At 61.2% G+C, this 22,634-nt stretch carries 20 protein-coding genes; 6 read left to right on the top strand and 14 right to left on the bottom strand.

Annotated elements, in window-relative coordinates:
• Positions 1-135: 135 nt before the first annotated feature.
• From AC3RLQ_RS04195 to AC3RLQ_RS04170, 6 genes are all read right to left on the bottom strand, one after another.
• Positions 136-3,807 carry a tetratricopeptide repeat protein gene (locus tag AC3RLQ_RS04195; RefSeq protein WP_493034616.1) on the bottom strand — a complete coding sequence of 1,224 codons (3,672 nt, stop codon included), beginning with the start codon at positions 3,805-3,807 and terminating at the stop codon, positions 136-138.
• A gap of 235 nt (positions 3,808-4,042) precedes the next feature.
• The gene (locus AC3RLQ_RS04190; RefSeq protein WP_493034614.1) at positions 4,043-4,723 is read right to left on the bottom strand and encodes a hypothetical protein; all 681 of its coding nucleotides are present in this window, start codon (positions 4,721-4,723) and stop codon (positions 4,043-4,045) included.
• Between the two features lie 69 nt (positions 4,724-4,792).
• Positions 4,793-5,356: a hypothetical protein gene (locus tag AC3RLQ_RS04185; RefSeq protein ID WP_493034612.1), complete on the bottom strand. Its 564-nt coding sequence runs from the start codon at positions 5,354-5,356 to the stop codon at positions 4,793-4,795.
• A 151-nt stretch (positions 5,357-5,507) separates the two neighbouring features.
• Complete coding sequence (locus AC3RLQ_RS04180) at positions 5,508-5,630, bottom strand: hypothetical protein (RefSeq protein WP_493034610.1); 123 nt, start codon at positions 5,628-5,630, stop codon at positions 5,508-5,510.
• A 380-nt stretch (positions 5,631-6,010) separates the two neighbouring features.
• Positions 6,011-6,469, bottom strand: coding sequence for an RES family NAD+ phosphorylase (locus AC3RLQ_RS04175; protein ID WP_493034608.1), 459 nt, complete (start codon positions 6,467-6,469; stop codon positions 6,011-6,013).
• Positions 6,466-6,981, bottom strand: coding sequence for an Xre family toxin-antitoxin system antitoxin (locus tag AC3RLQ_RS04170; RefSeq protein WP_493034606.1), 516 nt, complete (start codon positions 6,979-6,981; stop codon positions 6,466-6,468). The genes AC3RLQ_RS04175 and AC3RLQ_RS04170 overlap by 4 nt, the downstream gene beginning before the upstream one ends.
• Before the next feature lie 660 nt (positions 6,982-7,641).
• Between AC3RLQ_RS04170 and AC3RLQ_RS04165 the strand changes: the two genes are divergently transcribed.
• The 4 genes from AC3RLQ_RS04165 (at position 7,642) to AC3RLQ_RS04150 (ending at position 9,502) form a co-directional block, all read left to right on the top strand.
• A complete protein-coding gene (locus AC3RLQ_RS04165; protein WP_493034604.1) occupies positions 7,642-8,298 on the top strand; it encodes an RNA polymerase sigma factor in 657 nt (218 codons plus the stop codon).
• A 158-nt stretch (positions 8,299-8,456) separates the two neighbouring features.
• Positions 8,457-8,663: a hypothetical protein gene (locus AC3RLQ_RS04160; RefSeq protein ID WP_493034602.1), complete on the top strand. Its 207-nt coding sequence runs from the start codon at positions 8,457-8,459 to the stop codon at positions 8,661-8,663.
• A gap of 16 nt (positions 8,664-8,679) precedes the next feature.
• The gene (locus AC3RLQ_RS04155; RefSeq protein WP_493034600.1) at positions 8,680-8,883 is read left to right on the top strand and encodes a hypothetical protein; all 204 of its coding nucleotides are present in this window, start codon (positions 8,680-8,682) and stop codon (positions 8,881-8,883) included.
• Between the two features lie 367 nt (positions 8,884-9,250).
• Positions 9,251-9,502 (top strand): hypothetical protein, encoded by a 252-nt coding sequence (locus AC3RLQ_RS04150; RefSeq protein ID WP_493034599.1) that lies wholly within the window; start codon positions 9,251-9,253, stop codon positions 9,500-9,502.
• 696 nt (positions 9,503-10,198) lie between these two features.
• On the opposite strand, the gene AC3RLQ_RS04145 is transcribed toward AC3RLQ_RS04150, so the two are convergent.
• The 6 genes from AC3RLQ_RS04145 to AC3RLQ_RS04120 all read right to left on the bottom strand — a co-directional run bounded on the left by AC3RLQ_RS04145 (position 10,199) and on the right by AC3RLQ_RS04120 (position 20,326).
• On the bottom strand, positions 10,199-11,653 hold the full coding sequence (locus tag AC3RLQ_RS04145; RefSeq protein ID WP_493034597.1) for a DUF1501 domain-containing protein: 1,455 nt from the start codon (positions 11,651-11,653) through the stop codon (positions 10,199-10,201).
• A 510-nt stretch (positions 11,654-12,163) separates the two neighbouring features.
• Complete coding sequence (locus AC3RLQ_RS04140; protein ID WP_461523735.1) at positions 12,164-13,696, bottom strand: recombinase family protein; 1,533 nt, start codon at positions 13,694-13,696, stop codon at positions 12,164-12,166.
• A 61-nt stretch (positions 13,697-13,757) separates the two neighbouring features.
• Positions 13,758-16,913, bottom strand: coding sequence for a type IV secretion system DNA-binding domain-containing protein (locus AC3RLQ_RS04135; RefSeq protein ID WP_422323746.1), 3,156 nt, complete (start codon positions 16,911-16,913; stop codon positions 13,758-13,760).
• A gap of 4 nt (positions 16,914-16,917) precedes the next feature.
• Positions 16,918-17,682: a hypothetical protein gene (locus AC3RLQ_RS04130; RefSeq protein ID WP_422323748.1), complete on the bottom strand. Its 765-nt coding sequence runs from the start codon at positions 17,680-17,682 to the stop codon at positions 16,918-16,920.
• 2 nt (positions 17,683-17,684) lie between these two features.
• On the bottom strand, positions 17,685-20,024 hold the full coding sequence (locus AC3RLQ_RS04125; RefSeq protein WP_422323750.1) for a hypothetical protein: 2,340 nt from the start codon (positions 20,022-20,024) through the stop codon (positions 17,685-17,687).
• Positions 20,021-20,326, bottom strand: a complete 306-nt coding sequence (locus AC3RLQ_RS04120) for a helix-turn-helix domain-containing protein (RefSeq protein WP_461523733.1) — start codon at positions 20,324-20,326, stop codon at positions 20,021-20,023. Before AC3RLQ_RS04120 ends, AC3RLQ_RS04125 begins: the two co-directional genes overlap by 4 nt.
• 83 nt (positions 20,327-20,409) lie before the next feature.
• On the opposite strand from AC3RLQ_RS04120, the gene AC3RLQ_RS04115 reads away from it, so the two are divergent.
• Both AC3RLQ_RS04115 and AC3RLQ_RS04110 read left to right on the top strand, forming a co-directional pair.
• On the top strand, positions 20,410-20,655 hold the full coding sequence (locus AC3RLQ_RS04115) for a hypothetical protein (RefSeq protein WP_422323754.1): 246 nt from the start codon (positions 20,410-20,412) through the stop codon (positions 20,653-20,655).
• 42 nt (positions 20,656-20,697) lie between these two features.
• Positions 20,698-21,153: a hypothetical protein gene (locus tag AC3RLQ_RS04110; RefSeq protein ID WP_422323756.1), complete on the top strand. Its 456-nt coding sequence runs from the start codon at positions 20,698-20,700 to the stop codon at positions 21,151-21,153.
• Positions 21,154-21,207: 54 nt separating this feature from the next.
• Here AC3RLQ_RS04110 and AC3RLQ_RS04105 read toward each other — a convergent pair whose 3' ends face one another.
• A complete protein-coding gene (locus AC3RLQ_RS04105) occupies positions 21,208-21,495 on the bottom strand; it encodes a hypothetical protein (protein WP_422323757.1) in 288 nt (95 codons plus the stop codon).
• A 25-nt stretch (positions 21,496-21,520) separates the two neighbouring features.
• Positions 21,521-22,609, bottom strand: a complete 1,089-nt coding sequence (locus AC3RLQ_RS04100; RefSeq protein ID WP_422323759.1) for a toprim domain-containing protein — start codon at positions 22,607-22,609, stop codon at positions 21,521-21,523.
• Positions 22,610-22,634: the final 25 nt, after the last annotated feature.

Raw genomic sequence — 22,634 nt, 5'->3', positions numbered from 1 at the left:
CTGATTTCAACAGATCATGGCATGAGTAGAGCGGGCGAAGCCAAGTAGTCCAGTTGCGCCGCAACTGGAACGCCGGTGATTTTTTGAAGACTGGCCCCGTTTATTCCAGCCCCAGAATATTCCACCAGATTTTCATCAAGCGTCAGGAATGGCGGCCAGAATTTTCTGCGTGCGCTGCACCTGCTGCTGCCTGCCCAACCGCTGAAACCCGGCCAGCGAGCGTTGCAGAATTTCCCGTCCTTCCTCCCTCTGCCCGGCGGCGCAGAGGAGCTGGCCCAGATCCAGGCCCACATGGCAGATGCCTTCGAGACGGCCAAGCTGCAGATTGATGGCGTAAGACTCGGTCAGCTTCTCATAGGCGGCCTGCCATTGCTGCTGCTGCATTTCAATCTGGGCGATCGACCAAAGAGTTTGGGCTTTGCCATCAAGATCTCCCAATGCCTCGAAGATAACCAGACGTTCCTCGTGCAGTTTGAGGGCGGCGTCCCACTCACCCTTGTCCGCACGAATGCGCGGGATGTCCCCCAGCGTGACCGCGCGCGAGCGCTTGTCGCCCAAGGACTCGTAAACGGCCAGCGCCTCCTCGTGCAGCCTGAGGGCGGCGTCCACCTCCCCCTTGGCCGCGCGAATGCGTGCGATGTCCCCCAGCGTGACCACGCGCGCGCGCTTGTCGCCCAAGGACTCGTAAACGGCCAGCGCCTCCTCGTGCAGCTTGAGGGCGGCGTCCACCTCCCCCTTGGCCGCGCGCATGCGCGCGATTTCCACCAGCGTAACCGCGCGCTCGCGCTTGTCGCCCAAGGACTCGTAAACGGCCAGCTCCTCCTCGTGCAGCTTGAGGGCGGCGTCCACCTCACCCTTGGCCGCGCGAATGAGCGCGATGTCCCCCAGCGTGACCGCGCGCGAGCGCTTGTCGCCCAAGTCTTCGTAAACGGCCAGCTCCTCCTCGTGCAGCTTGAGGGCGGCGTCCACCTCGCCCTTGGCCGCGCGAATGCGCGCGACTTCTCCCAAGACCACCGCGCGCTCGCGTTCTGTTGGGGCGAAGCGGCGGGCCTCGTCAAAGTGGGTCAAGGCTTGCTCAATTTCGCCAAGTTGCCGCAAGGCTCTGGCGTGAGCAAGTGACAGGGCACATCGGTCAAAGTCTGACACGGCAGCCCCCACTCGTAGCAGATCGAAAGCACGCGCGCGGTACTGCGCGGCCAAGGCGACCTCACCCACTTGTTCCACACTCTCAGCCGCCACGTGCAGCAGGTCCACTGAGGCGGGCACGCCTGAAGCATCCAGCTTGGCCAAAATGTCCTGGGCCCAGGCCGCCGCAGTCCGGTATTCAAATTGATTCTCCAAAGATCGCAGCGCATATGCGCCTGAACCCGCCAGCACGCGGGTTTCTGGGGCCAGCAGCGCCAGTCGGACGAGTTCCACGTCCAGGAAAGACCTCCGTCCTACAGCCTCGGCCTCCGCACCCCAGGCTTCAAAGAGGGGCAGGCTGACGGTGGCGGCGTGCTGGCGTTGCTCTTCGGGCGTGAGATCGTCCACAATGGGGCGCACCAAAGCATTGACGGCGAGGGCGCGCTGCTGGGGATCGTGGAGGTCTTCGTAGGCTTCCCAGAGGCCGAGTTCCAGCAGGCGGGCGATGGCGTGGTGATCGGTGCCGATGGCATGTGCGAGGGCGGCCATGACGGCAACGGGCACGGGAAGCTGGAAGAGGGTGGAGGCGCGCAGCAGGGTGCGCACGGGCGGGGTGAGGAGATCCAGCAGGCCGGTGATGGCGAGGTTTTCGAGGAACTGGCGCAGCCGGTCGGCATCGGGCTCGTGGCCGGTGGCGCGGTAGGCGGCCATCTGCGCGAGGCAGGTGTCGCAGGCGGCGGGGTCATCGAGGCAGAGGCTGAAGAGGAGATCCTGCAGGCCGGGATTTCCCTGGGCGGCGGTCATGATGGGGCCGAGACGCTTTTGCAACTCGGGCAGATTTTTGGTGTGCTGCCTGGAAAGGTGGGTCTGCTGGCGCAGGCGGGCGAAGGCCTGCTTGTGCGCCTCGCGGTCGCTCATACCATGAAGTGGTAGATCGAGCAGGCGGTCGGTGAGTTCCCTGCCCTGGCTGTCTGGCAGGGTGAACTGGAAGCGGCTGGTGAAGAGCAGGCGGGAGTCGGTCTCGGCCTGCTGAAAGGCGTGGATGAGGGCGCGGGTGCTGTCCACGAACTCGGGCCTGACCTGGTGCCGTGCATCGGGCTGGGGCAGCAGCGCCTGCTCAAAGTCATCGACAATGAGGAGCACGGGGCGGTGTTTTTTAGCGGAGTCTGGCTGGCTGCAGGGGCCTGTGAGCAGGGCGTGAAGGGCCTGGCCGAGAGCGGTGGGGTCCTGCTCGACTCGGGGCAGGTACTCGGCCACGATGGCGGCGACTTCTGGTGTGCCGATGCGATCGCGCAAGGCGGTGAGGATGGCGGGGGCATCGTAGCGGCCGAAGAGGACGACGACCTCATGGCTGTGCTCCAGGCGACGGGCGACGCGGGCGGCGAGGCTGGATTTTCCCTGGCGGCCCATGCCGTGGATGAGCACGCCAGCCTTGCGGTCGGCGGTCGGCGTGCGGAACTCGCGCAGGATGGTCTGCACCTCCCGGCGGCGGCCGACGAACTCCAGATCTCCGGCCACGGGCACTTGGCTGCCTTTGACATCGAGGAAGGTCTTGGAGGCCTGCCCCTGCCCTGCGAGCCGACGAGGCCCGCCGGCAGTGGCCAGCACGCCGCCGCCCCGGGGGGAGAAGTATAGGCGGGCGAGATGCCAGTGTCGGGCGCGGGGGCTGCCATCGGCGGTTTCTTCCAGGCTGGCGTGCTCCGCCAGCGCGAGGCGTGCGTAGGCGAAGGCCTGGGGCAGTGCCATGCCCTCTGAGAGGTGGCTGAGGAGCAGGGAGCTGAACAAGGTGGCCTCATGGTCCAGCACGGAGGCGGCCCAGCCGAGGAGGGCCTGCGCGCCGGAGCGCACGAGGTCCTGCGCCAGGGAATTGAGCCTGGCATGCGCTTCTGCGGTCTCGCAGGCGGAGAGAAAGAGCAGGCGGGGCTGGTGGACGGCGAGCTTCTGGATGAGCTGGTCGGCGGGGACAAAGGCCAGGTCTCCGACGTCATCCTCCAGCAAGAGGCCGGGGGTGGGCTTCAGGGTGCCGTGGCAGGAGATCTGCACGACGTCGGGCTTTTCACGCGAGACACAGGCGGCAAGGAGATCGAGCGTGCCGCTTTCTTCCACGACGAAGTCCAGGGGCATGGTCTGCGTGGCGGTGAGGATGGCGGTTTCCTCGGCCTCCCAGTTGAGATTGTCGGCGCTGCGCGGGGCGGCGGCCATGAAGACGACGCCGAGACGATGCTGCGAAGGCGGTGGCGGTGGCTGTGCGGGACCGATGCGGCGGATGACGGTGAGCACGACGTCTGCCCGCAAGGCAAGGTGACGATCATGCCCCGGCAGCGCGAGCAGTTCCCAAGGCGCGTCTAGAAAAGCACGGGCGCCGTCCGTCTTGTCCATGCGGCCGATGCAGCACTCCAGAATCAGCGGGACGTGGGCGGCTTCGAGGAGGCGCGTGAAGCCGGAGCTGGCACCATCGAGCCATTTGCCCATTTCCTGTCCCAGAGACAGCAGGGCCGGAGCGGTGGCGTCATCCAACTGGCTGGCGAGCAGCAGGTGCCGGGCGGCCCACTGCTGAAACTGCTGCACATCGGCATCGGTCAGGGTGCGATCTTCGCGGACATTCGCGTCTGTGAACCGCAGCTCCAGCCGGCTGTTGGTGAGCGTGAGGGTGGCAAGACTGGGGGTCAGGGAGGGATTCATGGCCAAAGCGAACCTAAAGGATGCACGTGCTATACCGATGGATCACTAGGAGGCAAACGCTGGCTTTCGGCTCCGCGCCGTGGTGTTTTTTTTGCGACACCTTAAAACAGCAGCGCGGGTGGGTTACAGCCCGCCGAACGAGCTCTCCACCGTTTTTTTTTGGCGAAACCGGCGATGAGAACATGATAAGGCCAAACAGGCCGAGGAAGCTGCGCATCAAAGCATCAGCATCCACCTACTCCGCATCACGCCGGGCGCGCAGCAGGGGGAGGCCGAGGGAGAGGATGAGGAGGGGGATAACGTAGCCGCTTTTGAGGGCGTGGATGGGATCTCCGGGCGTGCCGCGCTGCTCGACGAAGTAGAACGCATACGCGGCGAGCGGCCAGCTGAGCATGAAGAGGATGGCGGAGGCGAGCACGGGAAGCAGTCTGACGCGGACGCCGAAGAGGCGGCAGAGGAGGCTGAAGGTGATCGGCACGAGCACGATGAGGAGGAAACTGACGAGTTTCTCGGTGGCCATCGAATGTTGATCGTTATCGCCAAACGGCATCCAGCGGCCAAAGGCGGTCATGAGGAGGCGTCCCACGATGGCATACGCGGCGGTGGAGTACGCGAGGAGGGTGGCGGCAAAGGCCCGGGGGCGCTGCACGCGGGTGACGCTGAGGACCCAGAGGATGAAGGCGAGGACGCCGGCGGGGATGGCCCAGTGAAACTGCCCGATCCATTTGAGCGAGGCCCAGCCGGTGCGCAGCTCCAGCTCGGCACGCCAGGCGATGCCGGAGAGGAGGGCGATGAGCCAGAGGGTGGTGCGCGGGTGCTTGCTGCGGCTGCGAGGGGGCTGCGGCTCAGGAATGCTGCTGGCGGTGGCGTGGGAGGTCGCTGATGGCGGGAGCTCCTCAGGTGTGTCTGGCTGCATGAGGAAAGTGTTTGAACCGAGAAGGGGCCGCTGGGGCAGGAAGATGTGCGCCCAGCAAGACTCCGAACTTCATGCCTGAGTTTTTGGCGGTGCGGCCTGCCTCTGTGCGTCGCTCACTTGCAGCTTCCAGCCGATTTCGATGGCAAAGAATGGGACGGTGCATTGCTCGCTCTCGCCATAATTGATGTGATCACCCGCGGCAGTCCTTTCACAAAGATGGGGGTTTTCACCTGCCGATTTTTCCAGGAGAAAATAGCGCAGCGGATCTTTGTCAGGCCCGTAGATTCTCTGCGTTATCCCCACGAAGTGGGCTTCCGTGACATTCTGCGGCACGGGCATGGTGAAGATTCGAACGAAGTGGCCGCATTCCACCTCATGGGACTGCTTTATTTTGCCGAAAAGGCCGCTGAGAAGGGCGCAGTTTTCATCTGAGTCTGGCTCACCGGTGATCAAGCCGAGACGTAGGCACTGATGGAGCGCCAGAGAGCCGAAGTGCAGCAGGCACATGGGATCTTTGGTTCTGATGCCCCGGAACAGCATGGGGTGCGCGGAAAACACCGCCTGAGGCAGGACGACGTGCTGCAGCATGTGAACAAGGTGAGCCCGGCTGCTCTCCAAAGGATCTGGATTCATACTGGAGGAAATGTGAAACGGCGCTGCGGCCCATGCAACCGGCTGTTCGGATTCACCGCGGCACCCTGAGCCGAGGCGGGAACCTGCCACGGCCATTCAGCCCCGTTTTTCAAACACCGCCTGGTGTCCCCTGCCCTGGGCTCGTGAAACCTCACAAACCGCCGAACCAGCGCTCGATGGTCTTGTCCTTGGCGAGGGAGGCGGTGAGGACCATGAAGAGGCCAAACACGCCGACGAATATGCGCGGTAATAGATCAAGCTCGATAGGAGTCATTGCTGATCCTAAAGTAAACATGGAACCCATCGCGCCTCCTAAAGTTCGTAGTATAATCACGCCTTTAGAATGAGTCCTGAATTGAAATTTATCAATACAAATTTCTTACAATCTTGAAGAAATGTTAAAACCTTCTCTGGGTGAATGATTTAAGCGTTAACGAGGATTAAGGCGCTGTGGCGGTGGGCGCGATTGGATCCTGATGAAGTGGGCGGATGCTGCGTGTTCGGGTGATCTGGCCGAGGGAAAATTTCAGGCGCTGTGAGGGGCGAGGACTGGCGTTTTCAGCGGGTGCGTGGGCGCTGCTGCTGCTCCGATTATTGAGCGCTGCTTTTCCTGTGGCCGCTGCGGTGGCATTCGCGCTGTGTGCTCGTGCTGCCTCAGAGCAGTCGCGGATCAAACGAGAAGGGCACGGGCTTGCCGATGACGATTTTCTTGAAGTCGGGGTGCGCGGGATTGAGGAGGTAGTTGGACTCGCCGGGGATGATGGCGCTGGGGAGCTCCAGCACGGCGGTGCGGGCTTCTTTGGCCCAGAGATCGCCCAATGCGCGGGTGGCGGGCGGGGCGGGCGAGAGCGCCCAGCCGGGGGGCAGTGCGTTGGCGGTGACTTTCTCCACGAGCGCGGCGTCGAATTCCAGCGGGATGGCGGCGTAGGTGAAGATCACAGGCGGATTGAGATGCACAAGGGACTCCAGCACGGCCAGCGCCTGGGTGCTGCTGGTGTACACGAGGCTGACGCCGGGGGAATTCCACCGGCCGCCGTAGAGCCGCGCGCCTTCGCCGCTGAAGGCGGTGGCGGCGTGCTTTGACTTCACGATGCGCCAGGCCTGCAGCTTCATGAGTAAACGCTGTATTCAATGCGGCCGAGGAGGTCTTCCACTTCACGGGCGCCGACCTCCGTCTCTGCGTACTCCAGCGGCACCGCACCACCGAGGCCGCGCTGCGCGGAGGTAAGCCATGCACGCGCATTCTCCACGGACTCCATGACTTCCACGGCCTTGCCCATGAGCCGGGCGAAACGCACGACGCGGTCTGATTCTGCGGGGTCCAGCCTGCCTGCGGCCATGCGCCGGTGCAGCGTGGCTTTGGAGATGCCGAGCATGGGCACGAGCCTTTCCATGGAGACGTCCAGGCAGCTGCGCAAATCATCCAACTCCTGCACGGGAAGCCCGATCTTGAGGGACTGGATGAGCCGTGCCGTGGTGAACTCAAACGGCGCCCGCCCGCCTGCCGCGCCATGCGCCAGATAAGCCACGATGCCGCCGCCGGCCTTCCGCGCACCCACGCCGCCTTCGGCGCGGGCGTGATACACGGGGGCGATCTCTTGGACGAGGGTGGAGTCTTTTTTCATTTGATACTTATTTATGCGTCATTTGATACAGAAGTCAATCACGTTTTTGGAGGCAGCAGGGGTGTTGCTTTGTGGCGGTGAATGGACGGCAGCATGGCCTCACGGTGGTGGTGCATGTGCAGCCCCTTGGATGAAGTGGGCTCGGGAGCTTGGGGTGAAAAGCGGGGGTTTGAACCGCTGATAAGACGCTGACTTGACGCTGATGCTGAAGCCTGAATTTCTGATCGGCATTTGTCAGCAGTTAGGGAGCTTGATTCGGTGGGTTGATCCTGCATGAGCCATCCACGCTTTGGCTCTGATTCAGGCGCTCTGCTCCCTCTGCCTCTTTGCCTCTCTGCGGCAAAGACGAGCGTCCCTGCCATGCCCGAATGGCAGGCCTGCGTAAAGGATTCCAGCCATGGGAACCACGAACCCACACGGACTGCACACGCATGAGGGCAGCAGCCAAGGCATGCCGCAGCGGGATTCGCAGCAGGTCCCCTGTCCTGCTGCGGGCCGCCGTGTTGTTGCCTGACCCCTATTGCAGCCGGCGAAGTCTGCGAGGCGGCGGTTCATTGTAGGGTTTCACCCCATGGTGAAGGGCGCGGGGGCTTTGTAGCATCCGAGGGTAAGCAACGGGGATCGCCCCCGAAGCCGGCCCTGAATCAGCACTCTCCGCACATGAACACATTCGCCCCCACTCTTGCCAGGAACAACGCAACACAGCAGCCTTTGGCTCCCTCTTTCAGCCCTGAGACCCCGCAGCCACCTGACGAAGAACTCATGGCCGCCATCCAGCGGCGCGACACTGCGGCGCTGGAAACGCTGATCGAGCGCCACCGCCGCATGCTCAAGAGCGCCATCCTGCGCACGGTCACAGATGAGGCGGGTGCAGATGATGTTTTGCAGGAGTGCTTTCTCTGCCTCTGGCGCCAGGCGCACCATTACTCCCCCGACAAAGGCCGCGCGCTGGCCTGGCTGACGACGCTGTGCAAGCGCCGCGCGATCGACCACGTGCGCCGCTCCATGGCCTACTGCCGCGCCGTGGGCCGCATGGAGGTGGAGATCCAGCACACAGAGTCCTACTCCCAGGGCCGCGCGGATGAATGCGTGCAGGCAGATCTGGGCCGCGTGCTGGGAGAGCACCTGACGCTGCTGCCCGTGGCGCAGAAAAAAGTCATCGAGCTGGCCTTCCTCCAGGGCATGAGCCAGCGCGAGGTGGCCCACACCATGCAGACGCCGCTGGGCACCGTGAAAACGCGCATGGAGCTGGGATTGAAACGGCTGCGCCAGGTCTTCCGCACACGCAATGCCATCCACAGCCTGCAGGCCGCGTGATGCGACTGGCGGATGCCTGCCGTCCGCCGCGCTCACGGAGGCCCCTCACCCGCCCGACACCTTCGATCCACCCCATTTTTCCTTCCGCACGGCCAGCCCGTTGCACCCTCATTTTTTCACAGTCACCCCGCACCCAAACACACACACCACTAACTACCATGAAACCTTATCTCCTCCTCGCCCTCGCCCCTTTTCTCCTGATCGCCTGTGACGCACGGGTCAACACCGCCGGCCCCGGTCCGGACAAAGTGATCGAGAAAAACACCACCATCGTCACCCCGGCCGCCGAGAAGACCGTGGAGAAAACCACCGTCGTCACTCCCAACGCCGAGAAGACCACCACGACCACCACTCAAACCAAGTAATCAACCGCCCACCTCCATGAAACACCACGCCCTCTTTTACGGCTGCCTCGCCGCCGCCGCCTTCACGACCCTCTCCAGCTGTGACTCGATGGACGACGATGACCGCCGTCCGCCGCCCACCACGACCACCACCACGGAAGAAACGACGACCCGCCGGATGCCCATGTCCCAGGTCCCCGTGTCCAGCACGACGGAGACCACCACCACCCGCTCTTACTGAGCGTAGCTCACCGCTTGGGCCGGGTTGTCTCCTCTGGAGGCAGTCCGGCCTTTTGCCGGGCGCGTGTCGTGGTATTTGCTGGTAGTGTTAAGCCGGGGCGGAGTGCTGAGGGCAGCGGGAAATGGCTATCATTGACTATTGAATGGATAGGCCATGCGGCAACATCACCCTCGCCGAATGGTGCAGGCCACCGGGAGAGCAAGTGAACCTGTGATCGTGTGACCGGCGGCGCATTTCAATCCGCTCCCGGAGGGAGCACGGAAGGTAGCCGGTGGTGAAGCGAGGCTTGGCGAGCGGGAACCACCGGATCACGCGAACCCTGCCCCCAAGATCAAGGGCGCATGCCGTAGGTATGCGAGAGGCTTGCGTGGACTCCTCGTGGACCGAGGATGATCCAAATAGCGGTTTGAGCGGTCATGGTCGTTTTCTTTTTTTGGGTTGGGGATTTCTTGGCGGCGGTCTCAAGTCAATGGCATCCGGTGCCCATGCTCCACATAGCAATGCGCTTGATTTTGCCGTTCATACCCCATGGGCAGGATGGATGACTGAGCCAGTGCCAAATGCGTGTGCAGAGCAGGAATTTCAAAATGGCTATGGAATGGCTATTAATGGCTATTGAATGGATAGGCCATGCTGCCACCTTATGCTCCAGAGCGTGCAGCAGTCCACCGGAGCAAACCACAACACCCTCAAAGTCAAAATGGCCGAACTGGTGGACAGCGGGCTGATGCTGCGACATGGGCGAGGCCGGAGCGTGTTTTACACACGGGGGGATGGGGAGGGAGCTTGAGTGCGCATTCACTCTCATTCAGCATGCACTCATCATCAAATGACTCTTGAGCTCATTATTGCAGTGTGGTCAAAAGCTCAGAATGGCGCTCGGTAAAGGGCGTGGGTGTCATTCGTTTCGTTGGTCAGCAGCCTGTGCCTGCGGGTGCGCGACAGCGTCTTGGAGTGCGGCGGCAAGCCTGGGCGCGACGCCGCTTTCGCAGGCCGGACGGCATGCTGAGGCCGGAGAATGCGCTCCACCACGCGAAAGCGGTGCCGCCGATGCAGGCTTGCGCCGTGCATCTTTGTCACCGCAGTCCAAGACGCTGTCGCGCTGGCTTCGCTCCTGATCTTTTCGCGGTGTTCGGGGGAAGTGCCGCGCGCATCTCGAAGCGTCAGTTTGCTGTCTTTGGCCCATCTTGACTCACTCGCATTTCCAGCTCCAAACCCACGGTTTATCCCCTTGACCGCGTGCCATTCATGCCAGTTCTTCTTGAGAACATACCAGTTCCTATCATGCATTCCCCACAAGCTTGCAGCCACCCGCTCAAAACAACTCACGGATCGCACGGCCGCCATCGGAGAGGGGCACGGCGACGCCGTTGGGCCTTGCCAGGCGCTGGCTCTCGCTGAAGCCGAGTTTGCGGTAGATCGTTTCGGCGTAGTCGTAGGGCGTGTAGAGCGCATCGGTCACATCGCCGCCTTCGCGGTCGGTGGCGCCGATGACGGCACCGCCGGGGCAGCCGGCTCCGGCAAAGGCGATGGACATCGCGCGCGCCCAGTGATCCCGCCCGCCGTTCTTGTTCATGCGCGGGGTGCGGCCCATCTCGGTGACGAAACATACGAGCGTTTCGGCCAGCAGGCCGCGCTCGTGCATGTCTTCGATCAGCGCGCTGAAGGAGCGGTCCAGGCTGGGCATCATCACCGGATGCGGCAGGCCGTAGCGCTCTTGATTGCTGCTGCCCTGCGGGCCGCCGCAGGGCCCGTTGTTGTAGATGCCTTCGTGATGATCCCAGTTCAGAAACACACCGCCCGGCTGGCCGATGCCGGGGCGCTTCACGTGCTCCGGCGGCTGGATGCAGGTGACGGTGACAAAACGCACGCCGGACTCGATCAAACGCCGCCCCAGCAGGTAGCAGCTGCCGCGATGATCGCGCCCGTAGCGGTCGCGTGTTTTGCTGGACTCGCGTGAAAGATCAAACGCGTGCTTGGCTTCGTCGCTCGTGAGCAGATCCAGCGCATGCTTGGTGTGCCCCTTCATCAACTGCCCTGCGGTCGATTGCGCGACGGCACCGTCATCGAGCGATTCCAGCAGGCGATAGCGCTCGAGCAGCCGCTCGCGCCCCAGCCCTGCCTGCAGCTCCAGGGAGCGCACCTTCCACGCGGGATCGCTGAGGTCTTCGCCGAGCTGTTTGGTGCCGAGCTTCCACGGCGCGCGGCTCGCGGGCAGAAACCCCGTGCTGGTGATGGCATTGGGCATGTTGATGCCCGGGCAAAAGATGTAGCCCGGCATCTCGGGCCGCTCCGTGCCCATGAGCTCCGTCACCACCGCGCCGATGTCGGGAAAGTCGAAGGCGTTGGTGTTGCGGTAGCCTTTGAAAAATTCCTGGCAGCACTCCTTGTGCCCCGCCGTGGGCGCGGAAGTCATCGAGCGCACGACGGCGAGCCGATGCGCCTGCTTCGCCGTGAGCGGCATGAGCTCGGAGAAATGAGTGCCCGGCACGCTCGTCGGGATCGGCTTGAACGGCGACCGGTGATCCAGCAGCGCATCCGGCTTCGGATCAAACGAGTCCATCTGGCTGATGCCGCCCTCTTCATAGATCACCAGCACACGCTTCGCCTGCCCGGGTTGCACGGCGCCGCTCGCATTGCCCGCCCTCGCCTGCAAGGCCAGCCACTCCGGCACTCCCAGCCCGAGGACGCCCGCAGACATCGACTTCAAAAGCCGACGTCGATCAGGACAAAGCGCTGGAGCGCTGCGCTGCTTCAACCAAAGGTTCATGGTGGGAGTTCTACAGCGGCAGAGCTGGGGATGTTTCAAAACGGGGACGGATTCGTACGGCGGTGCCGGAGGCGGCAGGTGGATGACGCGGGGGTGGTGAGGCGCGTGGATCAGGGGGACAGATTTATGGGCAGGAAGAACGAGGCCGGTTATTTTATGCATGGAGTCGAGCTCGCCGCTGGCGGCTGCATTGCTGAGACTGCTGGATGAAGTGGAGCGAATCACACTCGCCGTGGTGATGCTGTCTTCCCGCTCCCGGAGGGAGCACGGAAGGTAGCCGGTGGTGAAGCGAGGCTTGGCGAGCGAGAACCACCGGATCACGCGAACCCGCCCCCATTGATCAAGGGCGCATGCCGGAGGTATGCGAGAGGCGTGCGCGGGCTCCTCGTTGGCGCTGCGCGGCTGTGCGCTTCCCGCCTACCTTCGGCAGGCGTTCCAGAATGTGTATGATGTCATGGCAGGTTCCGGTGGTTCCCGCTGCACCGCTGCGCGGTTTCGCTTCACCACCGGCTAATTTCCGTGCTCCCTCAGGCTCTGTTGGTTTGTTGTCATGTCTTCAGAAGGAGCTGTGGATGAGAAGGTTATCTCGATTTCAGGGCGGTCTTTCTTGATCTCGATTCGTTCGACAATGCCTTCGATGATGCGGCGTTTGTTCTCGTCCGGGAGCTGGGGCCAGTTGTTGTAGAGGGTGTCAGCTTCGACTTGCACGGCATCTGCGCTGACGCTGCGGACTTTGAAGTAATCGAGTTCGGCTTCGAGTTTGGGAAGTTCGGTCTGGAGTTGTGTGAGGCGGTCGGCCAAAGGTTTGTGATAGCCGCCAAAATCGGCAAGGACGATGTGGCCGTCGAGGTAGAGGCGATGCGTTTTCGCCATTTCCTCGCGCACTTGTTCGATCTCCTGGCGCTGCGTGGTGAGCATCTTCTCTTTGTCAGCAAGGTTGCGCTCGGTGGCTGAGATTTGCTCGGCGAGCTTGGCCTTGTTGGAAAACACATCGTGGATTTCACCGACGAACACCTCTTCAAGATCGACCATCGGGATCTTGTTTCGGCAGCCGGTGCAGACATATTTCGGGGTGTTGGGACCGACATACATCTTCTTGCCACACTCGCAGAACACGAGGCCGGCAAAGAGATGCACGGGCTTGGGGCCGGGGCGCTTCTTGGGAGTCGAGCGCCGCTCCTCCAAAAGCTGGTTGGCTTCGTTCCACATCGTCTCGCTGACAAGCGGCTCGCAGGGCACCATACCCCATTCGCTTTCATCCTTGATCTCCCATTTCCACGGGCCGGTGTTGCGTCGCACATTGATCCGGTAGGTTCCCTTGGCCGCCCAGTCTGCAATGCATCTGCCAATGGAAGTGTCGGTCCACTTGGAGTTGGTGCGGGTGCGGTGGCCCATTTCATTCAAGAGCCGGGCGACGGCACCGAGCCGTTTTTCCTTGAGAAACAGTTCATAGATCAGCTTTCTGATGGCGGCCTCTGCGGGCACCTGCTGTAGTTTTTGGTCCTTCCAAATATAACCATAGGGAGTCTTGCCGCTCAGCGGCTTGCCGAGCTTGGCGCGAATGGCTATGGAAGCCTTAACCCGGTCACCAATTTCAGCCCGCTCCCATTCCGCCATGGCGCTGATGATGGTGAAGAACAGCATTCCTGAGGGCGTGCTGGTGTCGAGTGTTTCCTGGAGTGAGACGAGATTGACTCCCTTGGCGCGAAACCTTTCGGCGAGTTCCAAAAGCTCGCGCGTATTGCGTGCAAGGCGCGCGAGCTTGGAGAAGATCAGCGACTTGATGTGCCCGCGTTCGATGTCCCGCAGCATGCGCTTCGCCTCAGGGTGATCGAGGACGGACTTCCCGGACACGCCCGCCAGATCATAGACCTCGCGCACATCCCATCCCTTGGACGCGGCATAGTGCCGCGCACGCGCGAGGTGGTGCTCCGGGCTTTCGCCCTGCGCTTGCTGGTCAGTCGAGACTCGAATCCAGATACCGACTGGGATGCTTTGGTCGCTGGGAGAGAGGGGAGGGTTGGCCGCTTTCATAGTGTTCATTAGCACACATGAAAGCAAAATCAAACTGGTTATTAAAGCGAAACTCTTGTGTTGGGTTATTTCAACTAGGTGGTGGAAGTCTCATCTCCTCGGAAAGCAGCTTGAACGCGGCATTTTCTTTCGTCGTCCGTTCCTCTGGAGTGAGGGCGGTAAAGACTCTTTTGACTCGATAGCCTTTGCGCTGAGTTTCAGTCGGCGTGGGTGCCGTGGGGATGGAAGGTGATTCAACCGGTTGAGGCAGGGCATTGACGAACGCCAGGAACTCCTCCGGCTGAAAATACTTCACACATGCGGCGTCAGCAGCGTCAAGGTACCCTGCAACGGCAGCTTCGATCTGCCTGAGCCGACGTTCATTCGCGGTGATGACCGCGATCAAATCGAATCCTGCGCGAAGGCATTTCCGCACGTTGCCGACCTCGTGATCGACTGTGGTGGTCACGGAGATCTCGCAGGCGATACGCATGTCGCTGCGAACCAAACCCACATCAATGGTTTCGCGTCCGGCTCCGACCGGCATTTCGAGCATTGCCCGGAATCCTCGCTGTTCGCCCACCGCACGAATTCGATCCTGCAAAATGCGATGCTGATAACCACCCTTGCCAGGCTCTGAAGGCAGGGGAGCAGGCGTGGTTGTTGCTTCGGTTGCGACGGGTGCGGCTTCTGGTGTTGGGATGGGAGGCTCAATCTCAGCCATTGGCGGTTCCGCCATGACCGGTTTGGGCTCCGGCGATGCTTGCTGGCGAATGGCCGCCGGTTCCGATTGCCTGACGCGCTTCTCCTTGGGCTGGTTGGCAGCGGCCTCCTCGGCCTCGAATCGTTTCAACAATTCGGCTTCAACCTCTTTGCGTGGAACGGTATAAACTGAGCGAGAAATGTTGATCGCCTCGGCACGACGTTCCGCTGCGGAATCCTCATCAATCTCCTCAGGCAAGGTCACCGAGAGATTGAAATCATGATCGGCAGTTTCAATGCGGCAGATGGCTTGACCGATGGCAAGGGTTTGCAGGTCGCGCGCCTCGAAGTGGGCAAATCCTTCCGCCAGCGTTCGCGCATCGCTGTCACCGACCCGGAACACCACACGCGTGAAGGCGTTCGACAGCACCGAGTTGGCGACATCCTTGTCACGCTCCAGTTGCTTGAGGTCTTGATGGGCGAGCACCAACCCCAGGCCATACTTGCGCGCGCCAGACAGAATCTCAGTCAGCGATGGCGTGATGAAATGCTGGAATTCGTCGATGTAGCAATAGAACGGACGGCGCTGCGCGGCACTCATCCGGGCGCGGCTCATGGCCATCTGCTGCAACTTGGTCATGACGAGACTGCCGAGCAGGTAGGCATTTTCGCGTCCGATCTGCCCTTGCGGCAGCTTGGCGAGAAAGATTTTTCCACTGTCCATCATCGCGCCGAAGTCGATGCGGTTTTCGCGCTGCGACACCATGTAGCGAATCGGCTTGGGAGAGAGAAAAGTTTCAAGCCGCGTGATGATCGGGCCGATGCTGCGGCTGCTGCCGAGCTGGGGGAAAGCGCGCTTCCAATAGTAGCGGACATCGGGGTCACTGACGGTTTGCAGGAATTGGTCGCGCCAGGCCTGGTCAATGAGGAAGCGCCGCAAATCGGCGAGGGTGCCGCCTTCGCTGCTTTCGAGGAACGCGAGCACGGCGTTCTGAAACACCGAGTTCATCTGATCACCCCAGCTCGTACTGAGGCGTTGGAACACGGAGACCAGATCGCTGGCGAGCAGCTGCTTCTCGAAGTCGGAATGCGCCGAGAGGATGTTGAACGGGACGATGAATGACTCGTCCGACGGATCGAACAGCACCACATCGCCAAGACGTTCCGGCGGGATGATGCCAAGCACCCGGTCGATGAGATCACCATGGGGGTCGAGCACGGCGATGCCTGCGCCATTCTCGATGTCCTGCTGGATCATCGAAAACATGAGCGTGCTCTTTCCTGTGCCGGTGCCGCCCAGAATGTGGCAGTGGCGCACCCGCTGCTCGCGGGTCAGCCAGACCTCGGTCTCATCGCCTTCATGGCGATTCATGCCGATGCACACCCGCTCACGATCAGGCCTGGCAACAGGAGCACCTCGCGTGTTGGCGGCGCTGCGAATGAAATGTTTCGACTGCACCGCAGCCGATGGCAGGTGAACCAAGCCGGTCAGTTCGTCCAGATTTAACAACATGCCACAACGACGCGACTGACGCAGCAGCACATCTGCCGCATGCTCAGATGCATCGCAGTCGTCATTGCGCAACGGAACGAATTCATTGCCACCTGGGCGTGTAAAATTTCGCAAGGCTGGTGCCATGCTTCGTACGATCTGCCATGACCGGTCATAGGAGGATGCGGCTGCAGCAAGTCTGACCACCACACCAAACAGCGGCCCTTCGGTCTTTTGCTGGGCACCTTTCACCAGTGCCGCTCCGTCATCAAAGAACGGCTTGCCATCCGCCTTCGTCACCGCCGCAATCGCCTCGCTTGACCACGGTTCAGACAACGGTGTGAAAATGACCTGATATAACCCCGCCTCTTCTTCTGCCAGTGCGGTCAACGCCCCGATCAAGGCCACGAAGGGATCATTTTTCACTGTAGCCAGCGGCAGCATGAACGGTTCACCAAGACCAAACTCAACAGCAACGATTTCAGCAGCCTCGTTGTCCGGCCAGACTTGCGCCAGCCCGTCCGTCAAAACCGAGAGCTTCACCTGCGGGAAGTGCGCCTGCATCTGGCGCTGCAAGTCTGCCGCATCCGTGGCATCCACCACCCATTGCACCCATGTGCCAGCAGAGGTGCCAATGATCTCGAAGACCACCGGATGCTCGGACAACGAGATGCTGGTGAGCAACGGCACCATCGCTTCGCGTGTCACCTGCAAGCCTTCCGGCAGCAGCATCTTCAACTCCACCCAAGCAGCTTCATCCTCGCACCAGTGCGGCTCAATCGTGTCGTTGCTTGAGTCCTCCTCAGCATTGGCTCGGAGCGCGAGCTGTTGTTCTGCCTCGCCACGCACCAACGAACCCAATCGCGCGAGGAAACCACTCACCCTGGTATGGCGCATACTGTCAGCACCCGTGCTGAAGCTCGGCACCCGATGGCCTGGGAACGGTGCAAACGGTGGGCGTGGTGACACTGGGTCAGGAAAAGTCAGCACGCCACGACCACGGATTTCCCAGCGCCCGAAGTTCTCGCACAGCAGTTCGTGTACGGACTTCATCGCATCAGATTTTTGATGCCTTCGCGATATGTTCCACCGCCTGGCCCGCTTTTTCCGCCGCCTTCTCCACCACCATGTCGGCAAAGCTTGTCATGCGGTCGGTGAAGGTGGTGATCTGCTGGATGTCGGAGACTTGATGGAACTGCACATCGTTAACCCCCGCAGCAGCGGCAAATTCCCGCACCTTCTCTCGCACTAGATAGTCCACCACCGAGACATACATCCGCCGGGTGTCGTCACGGTAGTAGCTCTCGGCTCGAAACACGGCCTCGTACAACGCGCCGATCACCGGCAGACGCAGCAGCAGATCGTCGAGGCCGTTCCATGAGCGCGCGGCGACCATCACGGTCAGCAGCATGAGCAGGGTGCTGGCAAGTGCGACGCCACCGATCACCGGGCCGAAGGTGTAGATGTAGCTGGCGGCAAAGGCACCCACCGCCGCCAGAAACACGATGATCTCCCAGCCCCGCAGGGAACGCTGGAGCACCGAGCTGCGGCAGGAAAACCACCACCAGCTTGCGCCGAACTTAGCTGAAACGATGTCGAACACCAGCGACTCGCGCCGCACGCGCAGATACTCCCGGCCCGGCGAGAGAAAGCTGCCGTCCTTGTAAATGATCCGCTCCGTGACCAGTTCCGGCAACTGCCACGCCTTAAACCCCTCCTCGATGGCCTCATAAAACTTCGCCGTGTCGCTGGAGAATTCCAACAGCGGCGTGATCCACTGCGAATACACGTGCGGGCGTTTGCGTTTGAAGAGGCCGAACATGGTCAGGGTTTCTTTTCCGAGTGCTGGAGGATGATGCGCATGCCCTCCGAGGTATGAGTGATCACCATCTTCACCGAGAAAACGCCACCAACGGCTTTGCGCGTTCCCATGTTCTGGGCCTGGAGGCGCAAATCATAGGAAACCGCGTAGCCATCGCCCTGTGTCGAGTGCTTCACTGTCATATCACCGATGACCCGCTCTTCGAACATGAGGTGTGCGTTGTGATAGGTCGCCTCGTCCCGCCAAATCCAATCACGGTCCACCATGCCGTTGGTGAAATAGTCCACCTTGTCGGCGTAGTCGGCCACCATGCCCTGCACGTCGCCTTCGAGGGATTTCTTGTGATGTGCCGTCACAAAGCGGACAACCATGTCCTTGAGCTTGGGCGCGACCTCGTCGGTAAGCGCAGCTTTCTCCGCCGCCTTGCGCTCCGCCTCCATGGCCGCTGTCTTTTCCGCAGCCATGCGCACGGACGCTGCCTCATCCTCCTCCTCACGTTTGCGGCGTTCGGCGGCCTCGCGTGCCACCTGAACGGCGTTCTGCTCACCTTCCCGCTTTTTAACAACCGAAGTTTGTTCGTGGCGCAAGCTCGCCTTCGGAGGCGTGAGGGAGCCGCCGTTCGTTGCAGGCAGGCGCGACCACCAGCGGTGAAGCGTGTTGAGCGTCAGCAGTTCACCTTCCGGCTCATCCGTCAGCGAGCAGACATCGGCGATGATGTCGCCCTCCTTGATGGGGGAACGGCGCTGCCACAGATACACCGTCGCCTCCTTGCCTTTCCATTCCAGGAAGCGCAGGACGCCAAGAGCCTCCTCACGAAGCGGCCCGACCACCTTCTGGTTCAACGGATTGATCATGGGGCGATAAACCAGAGCCGCAAGCTGCCCGGACTCAAGCGCGCGGGTCACATCCTTCCCATGTTCACCGTCCTCCGGCGCATGGGGCATCGCGATTTTCCACACCAGATCAGGGAGCGGCTCCACGTCAAAATAGTAGAGGTGCAGAACGCCATCAAGGGTGCGCAGCACCACCGATCCATCACGGGTGGAGCAAAGCCGCTCGCCCTCCTTCACGTCCAGCGACGGGAAAACGGTCATGCAATCCAGCAGCGGATGACTGATTGCGAGGCAGCGTTCCAACGTGAGAGGCCACTTTGACTGACCGGCGATTTCCGGCAGCTCGCTGCGGCGGATGAACCGGCGCACCTCCCATTGCCACTGCGCCTTGTCCATCAGGGCAGGAACAACCTCGCGTGTGAGCTTCTGCTGGATCAAGGGATCGAGCGCCTTCCATTCCTCGTCCTGTGCCGCGTCATCAATCTCCAGGTTGTCGAGGTTCAGCATGAGGCGGTCCTGATTTTGTACGACCAGCACCTTGGTGTCCTTCCACCAGAACGGAGTGCCGGATGGCACAATGCCTTTGCGCGGCTTGGGCAGCGTCGTCACACGTCCGCCCCGGATGTCAGCCACCCCGTAAAACCTCTCGCCATCCAGGAGCCAGACCGCAAGAAGGCGTTCTCCCGAGGGATTGAAGGAGAAGTGCTCGACCTTGCCCGGCAGGTTCACGTGCCAGACGGCCTCTGTGCGCAAATCGATCACCTGGACGGCCTGTTGCTCGCGGGCGAGACATGCGACATAGCGGTCATCAGGCGATAGTGCGAGCGTGGATGCATCCACGCCGGACACCTCACGCTGTTTGAGAAAGCGCCACTGCATCGCGCTCGCATGTTCAATGTCCGGCGAAGGTGTGAACGCAAACGCAGGCCGGGGTGCTGCTGTCTGCACCGGTCGCTGGAACTGAGGCGTGGGCTGCGGAGCCACAAACCGCAGGGGAGAGGCCGGGGGCAGCACGACTGCCAGCATCAAAAGCAGGGCGATGAGAATCCGAAGACTCCAGATCATCGCCGAGGACGGCGGCGAAGCGGGAGTGGCAGGACTCGTCGGTGCGTCCTGGCGTGCGAGAGTGAGGGCGGCGATTCCTGAGCACACCATGCCATAAAACGTAACCGGCAGCAGCGAAAGCAGGCCTGCGGTGCCCGCCTTGAACACGAAAATCCAGCTCTCCATCAACCTGGAGGACAAGGCAAAGATGGAGGCTGCCACCAAGGCCGCCAGAAAAGCCGTCCATGCTCCAAAGCGAAGCGCAGCAGAAGGATCGTTGCCATGCTGAACAGAAACCCCGCCCCCGGCAAACCCGGCCATGCAGGCAATCACCAGCAAAACGAGCAACAGCCATCCGGGTTCCAACACCATCACCACCCGCCAAGGCAATGCCAGCAACATCATGAGCCCTGTTCCCAGTCCAAGGGCTTCACGACAGCATAGCAATGATGGAAGCGGCTTCATGATCCTTTGAGATTTTTTCTGACTCTTGAAAGAGAGATAGCTTTTTTCTCCCGCGACTCCATACGCTTTTCGGCTCGATTCCATGCCTCTGAGGGCAGTAATCCAAGCGCGAGTGAAAGCTTCGCCAGGGTCTCGGTGGTGGGGTTGCGATCACCTCGTTCGATGAAAGTAATGGCCTGCCGGTTGAGTCCGGAAAGCTCGGCAACCGCTCCCAATGAAAGGCCAGCGGCGAGACGTGCCTCGCGCAGCACGTCACTCAATGCTGCGCACAACAGGCTGCTGATCTTGGAGACATCAAACACGCTACGATTGTAGGAATCGAATTTGACTTTGCCACGCTACAGTTGTAGCGTGTTGGTGAGGTTGATCTAACCCTCTCATTATCATGACCTTCCTTCGTAGAATCGGCCCCGATCCGCACGCCAACGGCCAGAGCACCCCTGCCGCTGACAACTGTCCAGACATCTGGGAGCTGGCAGATGGCGACTTCGCCATCATCGGCATCGACATCACCGATGCCGCCAAATCCCTTCTGCCTACAACCGCAGGCTGCGGCTCGGACGAGCGCATCGTTCGCATGCCGCGCCGCATCCTTGTGGATGCCAGGTCGGACATTCCTGCCAAATCCTGAGGCCACTGGTTTTCAGCGTCGCTCCCATGTTACAATGGGAGCATGATGACCAGCCTTCTATCATGGATAGGACCTCATGTCTTCGACCTGATCTCAGCGGTCGGCATTATCTCCAGCCTTTCCTACACTGCTGTCAGCTTTCGGGACTCGGCTCGTTCACGCCGCATCGACAACCTCCTGAAGCTCACGGAGCAGCATCGAAACATCTGGGAAAAAAGCCAGAACAACCCCGCGCTGGCCCGGGTCCGCGATCCCAAGGCAGACTTGTCCCGCAAGCCGGTGACCGGCGAGGAAGCGCAATTCGTCACCTTTCTCATCCTGCACATCCACTGCTGGTATCGCGCCATGCTCGACCGGGAGGTGATCAGCCTGGACGGCATGAAACGCGACATCAAAGGCATTCTCAGCCGTCCGATTCCCCGGCATGTCTGGGAAGAGCGCAAATCCTTCCTCGATCATGATTTCCAGCGGTTTGTCGATGATCTCCTCAACGAATAAATAGGGGCATCCACAAAAAAGCCCACCTGGACGAAAGTCCAAGGTGGGTGTTTTTTAGTACTCGCTGGGCAGGAGCACCGTGGTGGCAGAGCGATCCCATTCAGTGATGATCCAGAACTTCACGCGTGTGGAGGAACGATAGGAGGAGAAGAGCCTGGTGCCTTCTTTGAGAGCGAGGTTGTTCGCGTCGATGTCCTCCTGGCCAAGATCGCCCCAGTCGCCCATCGCATGACGGGCGAGCGCTGATGAAATGTCCTCGGTGGAAACCTCCGTGAGCACTCCTGGTGTGGCGAGAAGCTGGCCAAATGCAAACCGGGCCGTCTGTGGATAGAGAATGAACATGGTGATGGTCGTCAGTCATGTGTTTTCAATCCAGCAGAGCATGCAGCTCGCCTTCAGTCAGATGATCGGGTTGAGCGCCTTCCTGGGGAAGTGGCACCACCCGGACGAACAGTTTGTTTGCGAGTCTCAGCAGAGCCTTGTCGCGGCCCATGCGTCCCGCCTCGTCCTCGTCGAGCATCAGGATGATGCCGGAGCGTCCTTCGGATGCCGCTACAAGGACTGCCTCCTGTCGTGCCGACAGGGAGCTGCCCATGATGGACACGACGCGATGAAAACCCAGTTGCCAGAGCTTCATCACATCAAAGAACCCTTCGACCACGATCAATGGCAGCCCTTTCTCCTCCTGCGAAGCGCGGTCGAGGTTGAACACCTCGGCGCTCTTCTTGAAGCCGTTGGGCAGTTTATACTTCGGACGATCTTCCGGCGGTTTGCCGGGCCAGCGTCCGCAATACCCGACGAGTTCGCCATCCTTGTTGTGAATTGGAATGACAATGCGACCCGACATGGTTCCTTTGCCACAGAAGCCGAGTCCGAACAACTCCACCGTTTGGGGTGTGAGCCCGCGTTCGGCGAAGTAGGCATGATCCGTCTTGAGGTTCTCCAGCTTGAAGGACAGAGGCACGTTGTCGTCCGCGTCCTCTGGAGGTTCCTCCGCGACTGTTGCTTCAGCCGCCGGTGACGGCAGGCTGCTAGTCCGCGATGGTGGCAATTGCTGACGGCGTTGCAGCGGTTGCTCATGTGTTGGAGGATCTGAGCGAGCAGGCGCGCTATCGCGATGCTGCGGAGCGGACTCCGCTTTGCCAGCCAGACCAAGGTTGAACCACTGGTCGAGCTTGATCGCCGCTTCGTGTGCATTGCAGTTCTCCATCTTCGCGACGAAGTCGAGGTGATTGCCGCCGCACTTGCATTGGCTGTTGTGACAGAACCAGCAGTTCTTCGAAAGGGTCACTTTGAAGATGTCCTGACTGGTGCCTTCATGAATCGGGCAAGGGCCTTCGAGGCCGTCGCCATTGCGAACGCTGCGCATGCTGGTCGTCAGACCGTAATGCTCCAGCACTTGTTGAAACGACACGGCGGCCTTGACTGCCGTGAAGTCGATGAATGCTTTTGCCATGGGATGATAATGAGCTGTCTTGGTG

Source organism: Prosthecobacter sp. GW821-HT29F12, from assembly GCF_058803405.1.
This window is presented reverse-complemented; position numbering and strand designations above follow the sequence as displayed.

Excerpts from the sequence above, each read along its gene's own strand:
- AC3RLQ_RS04195 (WP_493034616.1), bottom strand. The coding sequence starts at position 3,807 with ATGAATCCCTCCCTGACCCCCAGTCTTGCCACCCTCACGCTCACCAAC.
- AC3RLQ_RS04115 (WP_422323754.1), top strand. The coding sequence starts at position 20,410 with ATGACCTTCCTTCGTAGAATCGGCCCCGATCCGCACGCCAACGGCCAG.
- AC3RLQ_RS04190 (WP_493034614.1), bottom strand. The coding sequence starts at position 4,723 with ATGCAGCCAGACACACCTGAGGAGCTCCCGCCATCAGCGACCTCCCAC.
- AC3RLQ_RS04140 (WP_461523735.1), bottom strand. The coding sequence starts at position 13,696 with ATGAACACTATGAAAGCGGCCAACCCTCCCCTCTCTCCCAGCGACCAA.
- AC3RLQ_RS04160 (WP_493034602.1), top strand. The coding sequence starts at position 8,457 with ATGAAACCTTATCTCCTCCTCGCCCTCGCCCCTTTTCTCCTGATCGCC.
- AC3RLQ_RS04125 (WP_422323750.1), bottom strand. The coding sequence starts at position 20,024 with ATGAAGCCGCTTCCATCATTGCTATGCTGTCGTGAAGCCCTTGGACTG.
- AC3RLQ_RS04130 (WP_422323748.1), bottom strand. The coding sequence starts at position 17,682 with ATGTTCGGCCTCTTCAAACGCAAACGCCCGCACGTGTATTCGCAGTGG.
- AC3RLQ_RS04105 (WP_422323757.1), bottom strand. The coding sequence starts at position 21,495 with ATGTTCATTCTCTATCCACAGACGGCCCGGTTTGCATTTGGCCAGCTT.
- AC3RLQ_RS04185 (WP_493034612.1), bottom strand. The coding sequence starts at position 5,356 with ATGAATCCAGATCCTTTGGAGAGCAGCCGGGCTCACCTTGTTCACATG.
- AC3RLQ_RS04155 (WP_493034600.1), top strand. The coding sequence starts at position 8,680 with ATGAAACACCACGCCCTCTTTTACGGCTGCCTCGCCGCCGCCGCCTTC.
- AC3RLQ_RS04135 (WP_422323746.1), bottom strand. The coding sequence starts at position 16,913 with ATGAAGTCCGTACACGAACTGCTGTGCGAGAACTTCGGGCGCTGGGAA.
- AC3RLQ_RS04145 (WP_493034597.1), bottom strand. The coding sequence starts at position 11,653 with ATGAACCTTTGGTTGAAGCAGCGCAGCGCTCCAGCGCTTTGTCCTGAT.
- AC3RLQ_RS04100 (WP_422323759.1), bottom strand. The coding sequence starts at position 22,609 with ATGGCAAAAGCATTCATCGACTTCACGGCAGTCAAGGCCGCCGTGTCG.
- AC3RLQ_RS04110 (WP_422323756.1), top strand. The coding sequence starts at position 20,698 with ATGATGACCAGCCTTCTATCATGGATAGGACCTCATGTCTTCGACCTG.
- AC3RLQ_RS04165 (WP_493034604.1), top strand. The coding sequence starts at position 7,642 with ATGAACACATTCGCCCCCACTCTTGCCAGGAACAACGCAACACAGCAG.
- AC3RLQ_RS04180 (WP_493034610.1), bottom strand. The coding sequence starts at position 5,630 with ATGACTCCTATCGAGCTTGATCTATTACCGCGCATATTCGTCGGCGTG.
- AC3RLQ_RS04170 (WP_493034606.1), bottom strand. The coding sequence starts at position 6,981 with ATGAAAAAAGACTCCACCCTCGTCCAAGAGATCGCCCCCGTGTATCAC.
- AC3RLQ_RS04175 (WP_493034608.1), bottom strand. The coding sequence starts at position 6,469 with ATGAAGCTGCAGGCCTGGCGCATCGTGAAGTCAAAGCACGCCGCCACC.